This window comes from Streptomyces sp. NPDC005962 (assembly GCF_040629205.1).
Classification (GTDB): domain Bacteria; phylum Actinomycetota; class Actinomycetes; order Streptomycetales; family Streptomycetaceae; genus Streptomyces.
This window is the reverse complement of the sequence record NZ_JBEXVE010000013.1, coordinates 13,933-30,348: the sequence shown is the minus strand read 5'-3', so window position 1 is coordinate 30,348 and position 16,416 is coordinate 13,933. Positions and strand designations below refer to the sequence as shown.

Here is a 16,416-nt window from a genome sequence, read left to right as displayed (position 1 = left end):
TATCCGCCGCCGAGGTTTGCGAATCTCTTCTTGGCGATCGGGACGGCCTGACGGAAGGCCCCCTTGAGAGCCCGAACCCCCTCCACAAACCCACGGGAACGCACCAGCGCCCAAACTGGCGGCGTCCCTGTCCTTGTCAGGGGATTCGTGAAAGCGTTCACATTCACAAGCAATGAGCCCGCAATACGAGGAGATGGAGCAGCCATGGACTGGCGTCACAACGCCGTTTGCCGCGAGGAAGACCCCGAGCTGTTCTTCCCCATCGGCAACACCGGTCCTGCGCTGCTGCAGATCGAGGAAGCCAAGGCCGTCTGCCGCCGCTGCCCCGTCATGGAGCAGTGTCTGCAGTGGGCGCTTGAGTCCGGCCAGGACTCCGGCGTCTGGGGTGGACTCAGCGAGGACGAGCGCCGCGCCATGAAGCGCCGTGCCGCTCGCAACCGGGCGCGCAACGCCAGCGCCTGACCCTGATACGCCCCGTGGCCCCCGAGCCGCAGCGCGCAGTAGCCCCGATGCGCACAGCAACGTGAGCTTTTGAGCCCCGGACCATCCCGGTCCGGGGCTCAGTGCGTTGCCGTCGCCCGCCTCGCCCCCTGGCGAAGGGCCCGCCCCGCCCCCGGTGAAGGGGTGGTGAAGATACTCAGGCCTTCTCGGCACTCACCGGTATGTCGAGGACCACACGTGTGCCGCGCTCCGGAGCGGGCACCATGTCGAAGGTGCCGCCCAGTTCCCCCTCCACCAGAGTGCGGACGATCTGAAGGCCGAGGTTTCCGGCGCGCTGGGGGTCGAACCCCTCCGGCAGCCCGCACCCGTCGTCCTGGACGACCACCATCAGGCGGCCCTCCTCGCCGGTGCCGCCGCCGCGCACTGCCGAGACCTCGACCGTGCCCTGCTCCCCCGGCCCGAAGCCGTGCTCCAGCGCGTTCTGCAGCAACTCGGTGAGGACCATGGACAGCGGGGTGGCCACCTCGGCGTCGAGGATTCCGAACCGTCCGGTGCGGCGGCCGGTGACCTTGCCGGGCGATATCTCGGCCACCATCGCCAGCACCCGGTCGGCTATGTCGTCGAACTCGACCCGCTCATCCAGCGTCTGGGACAGGGTCTCGTGGACGATCGCGATCGAACCGACCCGGCGCACCGCCTCGTTGAGCGCCTCCCGCCCCTGGGCCGAGTCCATGCGGCGGGACTGCAGCCGCAGCAGCGCGGCCACCGTCTGCAGATTGTTCTTCACCCGGTGGTGGATCTCCCGGATGGTGGCGTCCTTGGTGATCAGCTCCCGTTCGCGGCGGCGCAGTTCGGTGACGTCCCGCAGCAGGACGAGCGAGCCGATGTGCACGCCCTTGGGCTTGAGCGGGATGGCCCGCAGCTGGATGACGCCGTTCTCGCCGCTCTCCACCTCGAACTCGCGCGGCGCCCAGCCACTGGCGAGCTTGACCAGCGCCTCGTCCACCGGGCCGCGTGCCGGGGCCAGTTCGGCGGTGGTCTCGCCCAGGTGGTGGCCGACGAGGTCGGCGGCGAGCCCGAGCCGGTGGTAGGCGGAGAGGGCGTTGGGGCTGGCGTACTGGACCACGCCGTCGGCGTCGAGCCGGATCAGCCCGTCGCCGACGCGCGGCGAGGCGTCCATGTCGACCTGCTGGCCGGGAAAGGGAAACGCTCCGGCGGCGATCATCTGGGCCAGGTCGGACGCGCTCTGGAGATAGGTCAGCTCCAGCCGGCTGGGGGTCCGTACGGTCAGCAGATTGGTGTTGCGGGCGATCACTCCGAGGACCCGGCTCTCCCGGCGGACCGGGATGGACTCCACCCGGACCGGGACCTCCTCGCGCCACTCGGGATCGCCCTCGCGGACGATACGGCCCTCGTCGTGCGCGGCGTCGAGCATGGGACGGCGGCCACGGGGAACGAGATGGCCGACCATGTCGTCCTGATAGGAGGTGGGCCCGGTGTTGGGCCGCATCTGCGCGACCGAGACATAGCGGGTGCCATCACTGGTGGGGACCCACAGCACAAGATCGGCGAAGGAGAGGTCGGAGAGCAGCTGCCACTCCGATACCAGCAGGTGAAGCCACTCGAGGTCGGATTCGTCGAGGGCGGTGTGCTGGTGTACGAGATCGTTCATGGAGGGCACACTGCGAGCCTACCCGGATGAGGGATAAGCCGATTCGCACATAAGCGTGGACAGATGATACTGGTCTAGTCCAGAATGGCCAGCGATGCGATCTTCCGCTCTCCCCGCACAGGAGGGCGGATCGAGGTATACGGCGCGTTCTGCCCTGACCGCTCCGTACGCCTCTTGAGGTCGGCCGCTCGGCCGACGAAGCTCCGGGCTGCGGTGCCGGGTGGGTTGAGGGTCCCGCCCCGGCGCCGCGGCCCGCGGGTGTTTTCGCGGCCCCTTGTGTCAGCGGGTCTCGGTGACCTTCGCCAGTGCGCGCGGCGCGTCCGGGTCCTGCCCCCGGGCAATGGTGACCTCGTACGCCAGCATCTGCAGCGGCAGGATCTCCAGGATCGGCTGCACCTCCTCGGCGACCCCCTCGGTGGGCAGGGCGAATCCGGCGGACGCCCGGTCCACCTCGGCCTGGCCGCCGATCACCATGAGATCCGCGCCGCGGCCGCGCAGCCGCTCCAGGACGGGCCGCAGCGCCTGGCCGCCCTTGCCCTCGGTGACGATCGCGATCACCGGCGAGATGTTGTCGACCATGGCGAGCGGACCGTGCAGCAGATCGGCGCCGGAGTAGGAGAGGGCCGGGATGTAGCTGGTCTCCATCAGCTTCAGGGCCGCTTCCTTGGCGGTGGGGTAGCCGTAGCCCCGGGACGTGAGGACCATCCGCTCGGCGAACCGGTAGCGGCTCGCGAGCTGCTTCACCTCGGCCCGGCGGTCCAGGATCTGCTGGGCGAGGTCGGGCAGCACCTTGGCGGCCGCGCCGTCGCCGCCGCGCAGTCCCTCGACGAAGAGGTAGAGGGCGAGGAGTTCGGCGGTGTAGGTCTTCGTGGCGGGCAGCGCCTTCTCGGGCCCGGCCAGCACGTCGATGTGGAATTCGGAGACGGCGGCCAGCGGCGAGTCCGCGTTGTTGGTGACCGCCAGGGTGATCGCCCCGGCGGCCCGGGCGGCCTCGGTGGAGGCGACCAGGTCCGGGGAGCCGCCGGACTGGCTGACGGTGATCACCAGGACGTCGGTGAGGTCCTGCCGCGCGCCGTACGCGGTGGTGGTGGACATCGAGGTCAGGCCGCACGCCTTGCCGAGCAGCACTTCGAGCAGGTACTTGGCGTACAGCGCCGCGTTGTCGGAGGTGCCCCGGGCGGTGAGCAGGACGAAGCGCGGTGCGCGCGCGGCGATCCGTTCGGCGGTCTCGCGGATCTTCGGAGCGCCCTGGTCGAGAATGCGGCGCAGCACCGCGGGCTGCTCGTTCATCTCGCCGGACATGATCCGGCCCGGCTGATCGCTGCGCGGGGCCGTCGTCGTGGCGGACATACTGGGTGCCTCCCGTGGGCTGTGCCGGTTGTGCGTGAGGTGTCAGTGCCCGGCCTCGTTGCCGGTGATGGCGCCGGTGCTGGTATCGGTGACGGCGTCGGTGATGGCGTCGTCGATGACGCCGGTGACAGCGCCGGTGACAGCGCCGGTGATGACTTCCGCGGCCGCCCGCCCGCAGACCCGGGCGGCGCCGTGCGTCGCGATGTGCGGGGCCCCGCGGGGCGGTGCCTGGGGCACCCCCATTTCCACGACGACCGTGTCCGGCCGGGCGGTGAGCAGGGCGTCCAGGACACCGGCCATCCAGCCGTGGCGGTGGACGTCGCGTACCACAGCGACGATCCTACGATCCGCCGCGGCGTCCAGCATCTGTGCGACCACGGCGGGCCCGCCCCCGGCCGCGGTGTCCTCGGGGCCGTAGGCGGCGGTCGTGGTGCCGGGGAGCAGCCGGGTCAGTTCGGCGGCGACACCCCAGGGGGTCCGATCGCCGACGGCGATGCTGGCCACCGGGGTGAGGGCGGCGACGAAGACGGGTCCGGCCGGGGGCCGGTACGCGGTGCCGCCCGCGGCCGGGGCGATCCGCAGGGCGCGGCGGGCGGCGGTGAGCCCGACCTCCGGGGCGGGCGCGACGCGCCGCGCGGCGGCCGGCCCTCCGGCGGTCCTCGCCCACTCCCCCAGGGCCCGGACCCGCGCCGCGGCCTCGGCCAGCCGCGCCTCGGGGAGCCGCCCGTCCGTCACGGCCGCGACCAGCGCGTCCCGCAGCCGCAGCACGGTGTCCTCGTCGGCGAGGCCGCCGCCGACGCAGATCGCGTCGGCCCCGGCGGCGATCGCCAGGACGCTGCCCCGCTCGATGCCGTACGCGTCGGCGACGGCCCGCATCTCGATGCCGTCGGTGACGATCAGGCCGTCGAAGCCGAGCCCGCCGTCGGCGACGGGGGCGCGCAGCAGTCCGTGCAGGGCGGCGGGGCTGAGGGTGGCGGGCAGGTCCGGGTCGAGCGCGGGCAGCAGGATGTGCGCGCTCATCACGGCCTTGGTACCGGCGGCGACGGCCGCCCGGAAGGGCACCAGTTCGCGGGCGGCCAGGGTGTCGGGCCCGGCGTCGATGCGCGGCAGGGCGTGGTGGGAGTCGACGGCGGTGTCCCCATGGCCGGGGAAGTGCTTGGCGCTGGCGGCGACCCCGGCGCCCTGGAGCCCCTCGATCCAGGCGGCGGTGTGCCGGGCGACGAGCTGGGGCGAGGCGCCGAAGGAGCGGACCCCGATGACCGGATTGTCCGGGTTGGAGTTGACGTCGGCGGACGGCGCCCAGTTGAGGTTGACGCCGCAGGCGGCGAGACGGCGGCCGAGTTCGCGGGCGACGGCGTGGGTCAGCCCGGTGTCGTCGACCGCGCCGAGGGCCAGGTTGCCGGGGAACGAGGAGCCGCCGCGTACCTCCAGACGGGTGACGTCGCCACCCTCCTCGTCGATCGCCACCAACACGTCGTCGCGTTCGGCGCGCAGCTGGGCGGTGAGCGCGGCGACCTGTTCGGGCGAGGCGATGTTGCGGCCGAACAGCGCGACGGAGCCGAGGCCCTCGCCGAGCCGCCGCAGCAGCCAGTCGGGGGCAGAGGTGCCGGTGAAGCCGGGCTGGAGGACGGTGAGGGCGTTCCGGGTGAGGGTGGCCGAGCCGTGCGCGAGGGTCGTCATGGACGTGGATCTTCCCTTCACCGCGCCGGAAGGGAGCCCACCGACACCGGCATTGCCGCGACTCCTGTCGCCGCCACGAGGTCGGACTTCACGGCGCCCTACTCCCCACATCGCCGATTGAGAGGTTTAATGGTTTAGACCACTTTACTCGCAGCGTGTCTCTCGACCTATAGGGGTGTCAAGGGTGGACAACGCGGCTTCGGGCTCCGTTACCGGACCGACATCTCTCGACATCCGGGCGGGGAAGCCACCCCGGACCCAGGGCGTGCCACGATGTGAGCCGCCGACATCATCAGAAGCCGGTGACGGCAGCACACCAGACGTCGGAAAGGGCGCGATGGAGACCGAGGGGGCAATGGCGGCGATGGCCACGACGGCCACCGCCGAGAGCGGCAACAGCTCCGGCGGGACGCGCACCGCGCGCGTCCCGAAGTACTACCGCCTCAAGCGCCACTTGCTGGAGATGACCGAAACCCTGCCGCCCGGCACCCCGGTTCCCCCGGAGCGCACCCTGGCCGCCGAGTTCGACACCTCCCGCACCACCGTGCGGCAGGCGCTCCAGGAACTGGTCGTCGAGGGAAGACTGGAGCGAATCCAGGGCAAGGGCACCTTCGTCGCCAAGCCCAAGGTCTCCCAGGCCCTCCAGCTCACCTCGTACACCGAGGACATGCGCGCCCAGGGCCTCGAACCCACCTCCCAGCTGCTGGACATCGGCTACGTCACCGCCGACGACCGGCTCTCCGGACTGCTGGACATCGCGAGCGGCGGCCGGGTGCTGCGCATCGAGCGGCTGCGCCTGGCCAGCGGCGAGCCGATGGCGATCGAGACCACCCATCTGTCGGCCAAGCGCTTCCCCGCGCTGCGCCGCAGCCTGGTCAAGTACACCTCGCTCTACACCGCCCTGGCCGAGGTGTACGACGTGCACCTGGCCGAGGCCGAGGAGACCATCGAGACCTCCCTGGCCACCCCGCGCGAGGCCGGGCTGCTGGGCACCGACGTCGGCCTGCCGATGCTGATGCTCTCGCGCCACTCGCTGGACGCGGCGGGCGAACCGGTGGAGTGGGTGCGCTCGGTCTACCGCGGCGACCGCTACAAATTCGTGGCCCGGCTCCAGCGCCCGAACGGCTGACTCCGCCGCCCGGCTTGGGCTTCTTTCTCATACCGATATGCGGACGGGTAGTGACGGCCGCCGGTCCCCGGGCTTAGATTCCTGCGCGTTGCACAAATGATCAGCGCTGATCCGCTGCGCCGCAGGTGATGAGCCGAGGGGACGGGAGCCCGCCGCCATGTCAGACACGTCCGCGGACAGGAGACAGGTCGTCACGCCCACGCGTGTCGTGGTCGCGCTCTGTCTCATCGCGCCCTTCGTGGCGATGCTGTGGGTCGGCTCGTACGCGAAGATCGAGCCCACCTTCATCGGCATCCCGTTCTTCTACTGGTACCAGATGCTCTGGGTGCCCATCTCGGCCGCGCTGACGACGACCGCGTACATCCTGGTCCGCCGTGAGCAGCGGGTGCGCAAGGGAGGCGGTTCCGCATGAAGGACGGCGTGAACGGCGTCGCACTCGCCGTCTTCATCTTCTTCTTCCTGGCCGTCACGGTGATGGGCTTCCTCGCCGCCCGCTGGCGGCGGGCCGAGAACGCCGACAACCTCGACGAATGGGGCCTCGGCGGCCGCAGCTTCGGCACCTGGGTCACCTGGTTCCTGCTGGGCGGCGACCTCTACACCGCGTACACCTTCGTCGCCGTCCCCGCCGCCATCTACGCGACGGGCGCGGCGGGCTTCTTCGCGGTGCCGTACACCATCCTGGTGTATCCGCTGATCTTCACCTTCCTGCCCCGGCTGTGGTCGGTGTCGCACAAGCACGGATACGTCACCACCTCGGACTTCGTCCGCGGCCGCTTCGGCTCCAAGGGGCTGTCGCTGGCCGTCGCGATCACGGGCATCCTCGCCACCATGCCGTACATCGCCCTCCAGCTCGTCGGCATCCAGGCGGTGCTGGACGTGATGGGCGTGGGCGGCGGCGAGGACACCAACTGGTTCGTCAAGGACCTGCCGCTGCTGATCGCCTTCGGTGTGCTCGCCGCGTACACCTACTCCTCCGGGCTGCGCGCCCCCGCCCTCATCGCCTTCGTCAAGGACGGCCTGATCTACATCGTCATCGCGGTGGCGATCATCTACATCCCGATGAAGCTGGGCGGCTTCGACGACATCTTCGCCAAGGCGGGTCACGCCCTGTCGCAGGAGAATCCGGCCACCGGGCAGCCCAAGGGCGCACTGGCCAGCGGCGACAAACAGCAGTGGGGCTACGCCACGCTCGCCCTGGGCTCGGCGCTGGCGCTGTTCATGTATCCGCACTCGATCACCGCCACGCTCTCCAGCCGCAGCCGTGAGGTGATCCGCCGCAACGCCACCATCCTGCCGCTGTACTCGCTGATGCTGGGCCTGCTGGCGCTGCTGGGCTTCATGGCGATCGCAGCGGGCGTGAAGGTGGACAACGGCCAGCTGGCCATCCCCCAGCTCTTCGAGAACATGTTCCCGGACTGGTTCGCGGGTGTGGCCTTCGCCGCCATCGGCATCGGCGCCCTCGTCCCGGCGGCCATCATGTCCATCGCCGCGGCGAACCTGTTCACCCGCAACATCTACAAGGACTTCCTGCGGCCGGACGCCACCCCGGCGCAGGAGACCAAGGTCTCCAAGCTGACCTCGCTGCTGGTGAAGGTCGGCGCGCTGGCCTTCGTCCTGACCATGGACAAGACCGTCGCCATCAACTTCCAGCTGCTGGGCGGCATCTGGATTCTGCAGACCTTCCCGGCGCTGGTGGGCGGCCTGTTCACCCGCTGGTTCCACCGGTGGGCGCTGCTCGGCGGCTGGGCGGTCGGCATGCTCTACGGCACGGTCGCGGCGTACGGCGTGGCCAGCCCGACCCAGAAGCACTTCGGCGGCAGCTCGGACGAGATCCCGGGCATCGGCGAGATCGGCTACATCGGTTTCACCGCCTTCGTCCTGAACGTCGCGGTCACCGTGGTGCTGACGTTCGTCCTGCGAGCGCTGAAGGCCCCGGACGGCGTGGACGAGACGTCCCCGTCCGACTACACCGCGGACGCGGGCGACACGGGTGTCAAGGCCGATCTGCCCCCGGCCACGGCGGGCGCCCCCGGCGGCCACTGACGCCTGCGGCGGTCTGCGCGGATTCACGCTGTACGGGCCGCCGGCTCCCCTCGCGGGAGCCGGCGGCCCGTTGGCGTGCGATCAGCGACCAGTGAGCCTAGCCTGATCGCAGGGGACATCCATGACGCACTCAAGGCGGTGCCTCTCGTGAAAAGTCCTGGAGCACGCGAAAACCGGGCGGGAACCCCGTGCGTTTGACGCTGGAACGGCCCGCCGATCTGGAAAGGGCGACGGCACTCGCCTCCTGGCTGGACAGACCGGCCGTGGATCAGGTCGACGTGCGCGTCCCGTGGCTCGACGCCGAGGAACGGAACGCATCGGCCGCGGTGATCCGCCGCCTCTTCAATGACTGCGGCTGCGCCGCGGCGGCGACAGCGTTCGCACTGACGTCATCCGTCTTCCTGGTGTGTCGGCTCGTCCTGGTCGGCTGGTCGTGGGGGTCCGCCGGGTTGGCGGCGCTCGCCGGGATCGCGGCCGGGGCCGGGGGAAAATTGCTGGCCCTCGCATGGAGTCGACACCGGCTCCGGGCAGTGCTCCTGCGTATGGCTGAACCCTCCGTCCCCCGTGGCTCGCGAGACGAGGGAGAAGTTCCATGGCCGTCGTCTGCAAAGAGATCAAAGAGTGGGTGGAGGAAAAGGTCTCCCAACCCATCGAGGAATGGGAATCACGTACCCAGAAGAAGTGCAAGGACTATCCGTGGTACGACCCCCGGGGATGGGTCTGCTGGTTCGTCACCTACCTGGTGAAGATCGTCCGCTGGGTCGTGGTCACGGTCGTCAAACTGGTAGTGCGGGTCGTATGCAAAGTGGTCGAGGTGGTCGTTGACTTCATCCGCGACTTCTTCGGGGGCCTGTGGGACATTATCGCCGGAATCTTCACCCTCGACTGGCGCCGGATCCTGGACGGCCTCTTTCGTATCGTCATAGGGGCCGTCCTGACCTACCTCCAGGCGTGGCGCCTCTTCCTGTTGGGCGAGATTGTCGGCTTCATCATCGACGAGGTGAACGACCGGCGGATCCGGAGCCACGTGGGTGACCTGCTGGGCCGGAAGTACTCGGGCACGACCCTGGACGAGATCAAGCGGGCCATCCACCTCGACTACGGTCCCTTCGGTCTACGGCTCACCGGCACGGTGTACCGCGTCTTCCTGGACTCCCAGACGGCCTCGCCGACCGATCCCACCGCCCCCAATCTGGTGGTGCTCCAGGAAAGGGGCATACCGATCGAGCTGCACCAACTGTGCGGCTTTACCCCTTACGGGTTCTTCGATCGCAGACGCTACAAGACACTCAAGAAAGAAGACGTCATCCAGGGCGGCGGAGGAGAGCCAGACAATCCGATCTCCGAGGAGGATCTGAACACCTACCTCAGCTCCCGCGGAGCGAAAGGTCCCGCCTTCCGCGTCCTGCCCATGAGCGAGGGAGATCTGGAGACCAAGACGAATGCGGCCCGGGACAAGGGGCGGGAACTCGGCCTGATGTTCACTTTCAACCAGACGACCGTCGAGGTGACTGAGGTCGACGACATCGTCCTTCCCTTCGATTCCCGCACCCAAGCTATATTCCTCAGACGCGTCGTCCACCGTATCGACAAGAACCGCGATGATGACGGAGCGAAACGAGAGCTCTGTCGCCCTGTGCTCGTCGGCATCTTCCGGTACTCCTCCCCCGACCGCGACCACCATGGCCTGACCGACAACCTCAGGGGCAGCGCCTGTGGCCTCGAAGGTATGGCCACCTCCGGAGTCACCTTCACGGACAACTTTCCCGACCGGATCTGGAAGTACGTGCCGATCCACGAACTGGGCCATTACTTCGGGCTGTGCCACGTCAGCGGGCTGGACCGCATCATGTACACAGCGGACCCCACCCAGCACACAACGTGGTTCACACCGCGGATCGTCTGGACCTGGTACATCACGGGGGAGCCGGAGTTCAGTTACTCGGAGATGGAAGACGCATGGACGTGGATCGTGGACAACATGCCCCCGGAGTGCCTGGGAGCCTCTCCGCCACCCACGCCCGCCCCCGCGCCGCCGCCACCACAGCCCCCACCTCCCGCGCCGCCGCCACCGCAACCGCCCACTCCCCCGCAGCCACCTCCCGCGCCGCCCCACGACGACGGGGGCTTCAGGCCCCCCAAGTGAGGATCAGGCAGCGATCTCGAAGACGTCGCCAGGCCGCGGTGCGAGTTCGAACCAGAGGAGCTTGCCGCTTCTGCCGAAGAGCTCGTCGGCGAAGGCGTAGCCGCCCCAGTTGTCGGCGCAGATCCGGACGATGAGGAGTCCGCGCCCGTAGGTGGCCTCGGTGTTCGCGGCGGCCTCCGTAAGTGCGGCCGAGCGGTCGAAGAAGCCCGGGGGCTTGTCGAAGGGCGACGGGATGTCCGGGTTGGTGTCCCAGACGCTGACGCGGAGGCGGCCTTCTTCCACGGCGCGGATGCGCACTTCCGCCGGGCCGGTGGTGTGGCGGTAGGCGTTGCTGACCATCTCACTGGTCACCAGCGTGGCGGGGTCGGTGAATTCGCCCAGGTCGTGCCGGGCGAGGACGGCTCGCAGGGTGGTGCGGGCGATCCCGGCGGCGCGGGGGTCGTGGGGCAGGCGGAGGGAGTACGCCCAGGGCAACACGGAAGTCTCCTGTCTGGAGGTGGCGTTGGCTGTGTCCGGGCTCACACCGTAGCCGCATGCGCATAAGGTATTCGATGGAATCTATCGAAGTGCTTGGCGTACCACTCGTGTGAGTGACGCGCCTGTTGCGCGTGGGCAGAGAGAATCCAAAGATGCCTCAGAGAAGTGTTCCGACAGCGCGTCAACTCCGTCTCGGTACTGAGCTGCGCAGGCTCCGAGAGCGCGCCGACTTGTCGTCGACCGAGGCCGGGCGGCTGCTCGGCACCAATCAGACGACCATCAGCAACATCGAGGCGAGCCGGTTCGGAGTCAGCGCGGACCGGTTGCGAGCGCTGGCACGCAACTATCGGTGCGCGGACGAAGCGCTGATCGCGGCGCTCGTCGACATGGCCGTGGAGCGCAAACGGGGGTGGTGGGAGGAGTACCGGGAGACCTTGGCGGCCGGGCTGCTCGACCTGGCCGAGCTCGAACATCACGCGGTGGAACTGCGCACGGCTTACGTGGCGCACATGCCTGGCCTGCTGCAGACCATCGAACACGCTCGTGAGATCTTCCGGGAGGCGGTGCCGCCGCTGTCTCCTCCGGACGTCGAGCATCATGTATCGCACCGCGTCAAACGACAGGCCATCCTCTACCGGAGCGAGCCCACGCCGTATACGGCGATCGTCCACGAGGCCGCCCTGCGCATGCGCTTCGGCGGACCGGAAACCGCACGAGGGCAGTTGCGGCACCTCCTCGACATGAGCGAGCGCGCCCATATCAAAGTGCTGGTGATTCCCTTCGAAGCCGGGTCCTTCCCCGGCTCGGGACAGTCGATTCTTTACGCCACGGGGCCCGTCCCACAACTGGACACCGTGCAGCTCGATACGGAGCATGGCTCCGAACTGCTCGATGCACCCGCCCAGCTTGAGAGGTACCGCGTCGTGCTGGATCGCATGGAGGCCGTCGCTCTCACCGAGCGCACATCACGTGACCTCATCCGGAGCATCGTCCGTACCGTGAAAGGGGATTGAGTTGTCCGCCCGCGATTGGCAGAAGTCCTCGTACAGCGCCCAGGGAAACGCCTGCCTGTACGTCTCCGCCCCCGACGCCGCCACCATCCGGCTCAGGGAGAGCGACGAGCCCGGCACCATCCTCACCACCACCCCCGTCACCCTGCGCGCCCTCATACGCAGCGCCAAGGCGGGTCGCCTCGACCACCTCAGCGTGCCGCGGAACCCGAGTTGACCCACGCGTGCCACGGACCGGCGAGGGCGATATCGGCCAGCATCCGGTAGCCGCCGCTGCCGGGGTGGGCGCCGTCGCCGGACAGCACCTCCCGCTCCAGGAGGGGTCGTGGGTGGTGGCGGTGAACGGGACCGTCCCGTTCACCGCAGGGGGCGGCCATCTCGTCGGTGAGGGCCGATACGCGGTGACCGATCCCCTGGACGAAGGAATCACCGATGAAGCACACGCGAATGCTCATTCGGCCAACCGTATGGGCAGCCCGATACCAACAAGCGCCAGGGCAGGCACCGCCCCGACCGGTGAGGAGACCGGACGAGGCGGCCGAGCAGTCTGGGAGCTGCGGGAGTCGGCGGCCCGTCTCACGTGCGGGCCGCTCGTCCGTATCGGTCAGTGCAGGAGCTTCAGGCCGACCACACCGGAGACGATCAGGCCCAGGCAGACGATCCGTCCCGCGCTCGCCGGGTCACCGAGCGCGATCATGCCGTAGGCGGCGGTCCCCACGGCTCCGATCGCGACCCACACCGCGTAGCCGGTGCCGATGGGAATGGACCGCATCGCGTACGACAGCCCGCCCATGCTCAGCGCGGCGGCGACGACGAACAGCAGGGTGGGACGGAGACGGCTGAAGCCGTGCGACGCCGAGAGCGCCGCCGCCCAGACCGTCTCCAGGAGACCGGACAGCATCAGAAGAATCCACGCCATGACACAAACCTCACGTAGCAACACATAGCTGACTACGTCGTCTTGTCATGACCGGGTACGACGCGCTCGTCCGGGGTGCCAGGGCACCGCGTCCCAACGTAACACTGGGGGCACCGACGCCCTGTGGGGTACACGTACAGGAAGCCGCCGGGGACGGGTGACATCCTGAGGCCCGCACATCAAGCGGCGACCTCAAAGCCGTCGCTGAGCTTCGGCGCGAGTTCGAACCAAAGGAGCTTGCCGCTTCTGCCGAAGAGCTCGTCACCGAGGCGTAGCCGCCCCAGTTGTCTGCGCAGATGCGGACGATGAGGAGTCCGCGCCCATAGGTCGCCCCGGTGTTGGCGGCAGCCTCGGCGAGGGCGGACGAGCGGTCGAAGAGGCCCGGGGGCTTGTCGAAGGGCGACGGGATGTCCGGGTTGCTGTCCCAGCCGCTGATGCGAAGGCGGCCCCCTTCCACGGTGCGAATGCGCATTTCGGCCGGGCCGGCGGTGTGGCGATAGGCGTTGGCGACCATCTCGCTCGTGACGAGCGTGGCGGGGTCGGTGAACTCACCCAGGTCGTGCCGGGCCAGGACGGCCCGCAGGGTGGTCCGGGCGATACCGGCGGCGCCGGCGGCTGGCTGAGCGAGAAGGCGGGGCGGCTGAAGCCCAACGGCCGGGTGGTGCGTCGTTCGGGGCTCAGCACGCTGGTCGAGCTGGAGGCGCTGCGGATCGGAGTTGAAGGCAAGGCGATGCTGTGGCACACGCTGCTGGACGCGGCCGACCACGACACACGGCTGGAACCCGATCGGCTCACCGAACTGCTGGGCCGGGCGCGGCGGCAGCGCACGGTGCTGGAGTCGCTGCACGACACCGTGGCCGCCGCACTGTTCGCCCCAGGCCAGCAGGAAGAGCGGGAGTCGGCGGTCAACCCGTGACGGCTCCGCCGGACGGCGCCACCGAGATCCCGGCCTAGGAACGCCGCCGCCCCGCCACGGCAACCGTGGTACCGATCCCCGCGATCACCAGCCCGATCCCACCGAAGACCAGCGGCATCAGCCACAGCGAGGCGAACCCGTCGATCCGCGCGTCCTGAGGGGAATCGGCGCGGTACAGCACCTCGACCCGCTCACCCTCCTCGTACGACGGCGGATTGGCGCCTGTCGAGCTGCGGAACGTCCTCGGCGTGCCGCCCGCCGACGCGAACTCGACCACCGGGTACGCCATGGGCTTGTCGTTGCCCTTCTTCTTGTAAGACGCGCCGCTCGTCTCGTTCCGCCACTCCAGCGCCACCACCGTGCCCCGGGCGCGTTCCGCGTCCGCCTGGAACAAGACCGACTCCCCCGCCAGGAACAACCCGATGGCCAAGAACACCGCTCCGAACGCGATGACCACGAACTCGATCCATCGGCGGGCGCCCCGCCCACGCACCTGAACCCTCATGACGTCCCCCTGTCTCGTCCGGAGTGAGGGACGTTATCCCAGGTCCCCGGCCGCCGCGCTCCCGCCCCCGGCTGAAGCCGCACCCAACTTGTTCGAGCCAATCCGGAGCAGAATGGCGCATTCCGCCCTCATTCGGGCAACTGTTGTGCGCCTGCGCTCGTCCGAATGGGTGAAAGTGTGCCGCCCGACACTGAAGGCGGCATGGGGGACACACAACGGGGGTTCGTTATGTCCGACACGCTTGTCCAGAACGATTTCGAGGAGACCGGTCCGGAGGAAGAGCTGACCGCTCCGGCCGACCCGCCGGCCGCCGGGCTCGTGCCCTTCATGGACGCCCTGCGCGTACCGCCGCGGCTGCGGCCGGGGAAAGCCGAGGCGCTTCAGGGGATCAACGTCGATCTGCGCGCCACCTGGGTGCGGTTGCACTCACAGCTGCCGCCGACCCGGGTGTGGGCCTACGAGGGGCATTTCCCCGGTCCCACCATCGAGGTGCGCCGCAAGCAGCGGCTGCGGGTGGCCTGGACGAACCGGCTGTCCGGCGCGTACCCGGTGACCGCGTACGAGGTTCCCGCCACCAACCCGCCCGCGGGCAACGCCCCGGGGCACGACGAGGCGGGCGCCGAGGAGGTCAAGGGGGTGACGGAGCTGCCGCCGTGGTCGGTGACGCATCTGCACGGCGCTCCGACCGGTGCGGGCAACGACGGGTGGGCGCAGAACGCGGTCTCGCCCGGCGACTCCCAGCTCTCCGAGTACCCGAACGACTGCCGCGCGACGGCGCTGTGGTACCACGATCACGCCATGCACATCACCCGGTGGAACGTGTTCACCGGCCTGGCGGGCATGTACCTCATCCGGGACGAGGAGGAGGACGCGCTGCGGCTGCCGCGCGACGAGTACGAGGTGCCGCTGGTGCTGATGGACCGCAACCTCGACACGGACCCCGACGGACGGCTGACGGGGCGGCTGCTGCACAAGGTGCAGTCCGTCGGCAAGGACCCGGAGGGGCGCAACGTCACGATCCCGTTCAACGGGCCGTACACGCTGGTCAACGGGGTCATCTGGCCGCACTTCGACGTCGAGGCGCGCTGGTACCGGTTCCGGGTGGTCAACGCGTCCAACGCTCGCTTCTACCGGCTGGCACTGATCGACGAGGAGACCGGTGAGCAGGTGACCGGGGTGGTCAAGCAGATCGGGACCGACGGCGGGCTGCTGGACCGCCCGGTGGATCTCGACGCCCCGGTGTCCATCGCCCCCTCCGAGCGGCTCGACCTGCTGATCGACTTCTCCCGGCTGCGCGGGCGCAATCTGCGTCTGGTCAACACCCCGGCCGGGAAGCGCCCGGGCGAGGCCGACGAGGTGAGCGGGGTGCCGTATCCGCAGGTGATGCGGTTCGGGGTGGACCGCAAGCCGGTCCGCGACCGCTTCGTGCTGCCGAAGGTGCTCTCCTCCTTCCAGCGGATCACCCACGACAATGCCCCGTCCCACGGACACCGGATCATCGCCCTCACCCCGCCCGGCACGGTCGGTGGCAACGGCCACCCGGAGATCTGGGAGCTGCGGGAGGTGGCGGCGGGCGAGGTGCCGGTCCCGGGGGACGGGGTGATCCAGGTCAGGAACGACAAGGGCGAGACGCATACGTACCGGCGGATCGCCCGCTCCTTCGACGACACCATGGGATTCAGCGTCGAGCTGGACTCCTGGGAGCAGTGGAGCTTCCTCAATCTGGGCGGTCCCACACACCCGATGCACATCCACCTGATCAGCTTCCAGGCGATGAGCCGTCACTCGTACGCGGCGACGGGCTTCGATCCGGCGCTGGGCGGTACGCGCGAGGGCGCGCCGGTCGCGTACTCCGGTGAGCTGGAGGTGCTGCCGAGCGAGCGGGGCTGGAAGGACACCATCCAGGTCGCGAGCGGCCAGATGGTCAACGTCATCGGCCGCTTCACCGGAGCGACCGGCCGCTTCATGTACCACTGCCACATCCTGGAGCACGAGGACATGGCCATGATGCGGCCGTTCCTGGTCACCCCGGGACCGGTGCTGGTCTTCGACCACCACCGTCCGGACGGCGGCCACCACGGCGCCGCCTAGGACGCGTTGGCACCGGCACCCGGGTGCGCGCCCCCGG

Annotated in this window: 16 protein-coding genes, 1 pseudogene and 1 riboswitch; of the genes and pseudogenes, 9 read left to right on the top strand and 8 right to left on the bottom strand. The window is 69.4% G+C overall.

What is annotated here, in order from left to right:
* Positions 1 to 204 precede the first annotated feature (204 nt).
* On the top strand, positions 205 to 462 hold the full coding sequence (locus tag ABZ370_RS22410) for a WhiB family transcriptional regulator (protein WP_003953983.1): 258 nt from the start codon (positions 205 to 207) through the stop codon (positions 460 to 462).
* Positions 463 to 637: 175 nt separating this feature from the next.
* On the opposite strand, the gene ABZ370_RS22405 is transcribed toward ABZ370_RS22410, so the two are convergent.
* The 3 genes from ABZ370_RS22405 to ABZ370_RS22395 form a co-directional block, all read right to left on the bottom strand.
* A complete protein-coding gene (locus ABZ370_RS22405) occupies positions 638 to 2,113 on the bottom strand; it encodes a PAS domain-containing sensor histidine kinase (protein WP_358623627.1) in 1,476 nt (491 codons plus the stop codon).
* A gap of 279 nt (positions 2,114 to 2,392) precedes the next feature.
* The gene (locus tag ABZ370_RS22400; protein WP_358623624.1) at positions 2,393 to 3,463 is read right to left on the bottom strand and encodes an SIS domain-containing protein; all 1,071 of its coding nucleotides are present in this window, start codon (positions 3,461 to 3,463) and stop codon (positions 2,393 to 2,395) included.
* 42 nt (positions 3,464 to 3,505) lie between these two features.
* The gene (locus tag ABZ370_RS22395) at positions 3,506 to 5,143 is read right to left on the bottom strand and encodes a glycoside hydrolase family 3 N-terminal domain-containing protein (protein ID WP_358623622.1); all 1,638 of its coding nucleotides are present in this window, start codon (positions 5,141 to 5,143) and stop codon (positions 3,506 to 3,508) included.
* Positions 5,144 to 5,507: 364 nt separating this feature from the next.
* On the opposite strand from ABZ370_RS22395, the gene ABZ370_RS22390 reads away from it, so the two are divergent.
* The 4 genes from ABZ370_RS22390 (at position 5,508) to ABZ370_RS22375 (ending at position 10,461) form a co-directional block, all read left to right on the top strand.
* Positions 5,508 to 6,272: a GntR family transcriptional regulator gene (locus tag ABZ370_RS22390; protein ID WP_358624100.1), complete on the top strand. Its 765-nt coding sequence runs from the start codon at positions 5,508 to 5,510 to the stop codon at positions 6,270 to 6,272.
* A 157-nt stretch (positions 6,273 to 6,429) separates the two neighbouring features.
* On the top strand, positions 6,430 to 6,684 hold the full coding sequence (locus tag ABZ370_RS22385; protein ID WP_358623620.1) for a DUF3311 domain-containing protein: 255 nt from the start codon (positions 6,430 to 6,432) through the stop codon (positions 6,682 to 6,684).
* Positions 6,681 to 8,315 carry a monocarboxylate uptake permease MctP gene (mctP, locus tag ABZ370_RS22380; RefSeq protein WP_358623617.1) on the top strand — a complete coding sequence of 545 codons (1,635 nt, stop codon included), beginning with the start codon at positions 6,681 to 6,683 and terminating at the stop codon, positions 8,313 to 8,315. Before ABZ370_RS22385 ends, mctP begins: the two co-directional genes overlap by 4 nt.
* 592 nt (positions 8,316 to 8,907) lie before the next feature.
* Positions 8,908 to 10,461, top strand: a complete 1,554-nt coding sequence (locus ABZ370_RS22375) for a hypothetical protein (protein WP_358623614.1) — start codon at positions 8,908 to 8,910, stop codon at positions 10,459 to 10,461.
* Between the two features lie 3 nt (positions 10,462 to 10,464).
* Here ABZ370_RS22375 and ABZ370_RS22370 read toward each other — a convergent pair whose 3' ends face one another.
* Positions 10,465 to 10,938, bottom strand: coding sequence for an ATP-binding protein (locus tag ABZ370_RS22370; RefSeq protein WP_358623611.1), 474 nt, complete (start codon positions 10,936 to 10,938; stop codon positions 10,465 to 10,467).
* A 152-nt stretch (positions 10,939 to 11,090) separates the two neighbouring features.
* Between ABZ370_RS22370 and ABZ370_RS22365 the strand changes: the two genes are divergently transcribed.
* Both ABZ370_RS22365 and ABZ370_RS22360 read left to right on the top strand, forming a co-directional pair.
* A complete protein-coding gene (locus ABZ370_RS22365) occupies positions 11,091 to 11,951 on the top strand; it encodes a helix-turn-helix transcriptional regulator (protein WP_358623609.1) in 861 nt (286 codons plus the stop codon).
* A 1-nt stretch (position 11,952) separates the two neighbouring features.
* Positions 11,953 to 12,165 (top strand): DUF397 domain-containing protein, encoded by a 213-nt coding sequence (locus tag ABZ370_RS22360; RefSeq protein ID WP_358623607.1) that lies wholly within the window; start codon positions 11,953 to 11,955, stop codon positions 12,163 to 12,165.
* Here ABZ370_RS22360 and ABZ370_RS22355 read toward each other — a convergent pair.
* The 3 genes and pseudogenes from ABZ370_RS22355 to ABZ370_RS22345 all read right to left on the bottom strand — a co-directional run.
* On the bottom strand, positions 12,140 to 12,403 hold the full coding sequence (locus ABZ370_RS22355; protein WP_358623605.1) for a hypothetical protein: 264 nt from the start codon (positions 12,401 to 12,403) through the stop codon (positions 12,140 to 12,142). The genes ABZ370_RS22360 and ABZ370_RS22355 overlap by 26 nt on opposite strands.
* 149 nt (positions 12,404 to 12,552) lie before the next feature.
* Positions 12,553 to 12,867 (bottom strand): SMR family transporter, encoded by a 315-nt coding sequence (locus tag ABZ370_RS22350; RefSeq protein WP_358623602.1) that lies wholly within the window; start codon positions 12,865 to 12,867, stop codon positions 12,553 to 12,555.
* Between the two features lie 31 nt (positions 12,868 to 12,898).
* Positions 12,899 to 12,960: riboswitch (guanidine-III (ykkC-III) riboswitch) on the bottom strand.
* A 217-nt stretch (positions 12,961 to 13,177) separates the two neighbouring features.
* A pseudogene (locus tag ABZ370_RS22345) lies at positions 13,178 to 13,339 on the bottom strand (ATP-binding protein); the annotation flags it as partial.
* Between the two features lie 18 nt (positions 13,340 to 13,357).
* On the opposite strand from ABZ370_RS22345, the gene ABZ370_RS22340 reads away from it, so the two are divergent.
* Positions 13,358 to 13,783 carry a hypothetical protein gene (locus ABZ370_RS22340; protein ID WP_358623600.1) on the top strand — a complete coding sequence of 142 codons (426 nt, stop codon included), beginning with the start codon at positions 13,358 to 13,360 and terminating at the stop codon, positions 13,781 to 13,783.
* Between the two features lie 34 nt (positions 13,784 to 13,817).
* Here the strand turns inward: ABZ370_RS22340 and ABZ370_RS22335 are convergent, their stop codons facing one another.
* Entirely contained in the window at positions 13,818 to 14,288 is a 471-nt protein-coding gene (locus tag ABZ370_RS22335; protein ID WP_358623597.1) for a DUF3592 domain-containing protein, read from the bottom strand.
* Positions 14,289 to 14,516: 228 nt separating this feature from the next.
* On the opposite strand from ABZ370_RS22335, the gene phsA reads away from it, so the two are divergent.
* Entirely contained in the window at positions 14,517 to 16,379 is a 1,863-nt protein-coding gene (gene phsA, locus ABZ370_RS22330; RefSeq protein ID WP_358623595.1) for an O-aminophenol oxidase PhsA, read from the top strand.
* Positions 16,380 to 16,416 lie beyond the last annotated feature (37 nt).

Coding starts and splice junctions, on each gene's coding strand:
- mctP (WP_358623617.1), top strand. CDS start 6,681: ATGAAGGACGGCGTGAACGGCGTCGCACTCGCCGTCTTCATCTTCTTC.
- ABZ370_RS22375 (WP_358623614.1), top strand. CDS start 8,908: ATGGCCGTCGTCTGCAAAGAGATCAAAGAGTGGGTGGAGGAAAAGGTC.
- ABZ370_RS22390 (WP_358624100.1), top strand. CDS start 5,508: ATGGCCACGACGGCCACCGCCGAGAGCGGCAACAGCTCCGGCGGGACG.
- ABZ370_RS22355 (WP_358623605.1), bottom strand. CDS start 12,403: ATGAGCATTCGCGTGTGCTTCATCGGTGATTCCTTCGTCCAGGGGATC.
- ABZ370_RS22405 (WP_358623627.1), bottom strand. CDS start 2,113: ATGAACGATCTCGTACACCAGCACACCGCCCTCGACGAATCCGACCTC.
- ABZ370_RS22395 (WP_358623622.1), bottom strand. CDS start 5,143: ATGACGACCCTCGCGCACGGCTCGGCCACCCTCACCCGGAACGCCCTC.
- ABZ370_RS22400 (WP_358623624.1), bottom strand. CDS start 3,463: ATGTCCGCCACGACGACGGCCCCGCGCAGCGATCAGCCGGGCCGGATC.
- ABZ370_RS22350 (WP_358623602.1), bottom strand. CDS start 12,867: ATGGCGTGGATTCTTCTGATGCTGTCCGGTCTCCTGGAGACGGTCTGG.
- ABZ370_RS22365 (WP_358623609.1), top strand. CDS start 11,091: ATGCCTCAGAGAAGTGTTCCGACAGCGCGTCAACTCCGTCTCGGTACT.
- ABZ370_RS22335 (WP_358623597.1), bottom strand. CDS start 14,288: ATGAGGGTTCAGGTGCGTGGGCGGGGCGCCCGCCGATGGATCGAGTTC.
- ABZ370_RS22410 (WP_003953983.1), top strand. CDS start 205: ATGGACTGGCGTCACAACGCCGTTTGCCGCGAGGAAGACCCCGAGCTG.
- phsA (WP_358623595.1), top strand. CDS start 14,517: ATGTCCGACACGCTTGTCCAGAACGATTTCGAGGAGACCGGTCCGGAG.
- ABZ370_RS22385 (WP_358623620.1), top strand. CDS start 6,430: ATGTCAGACACGTCCGCGGACAGGAGACAGGTCGTCACGCCCACGCGT.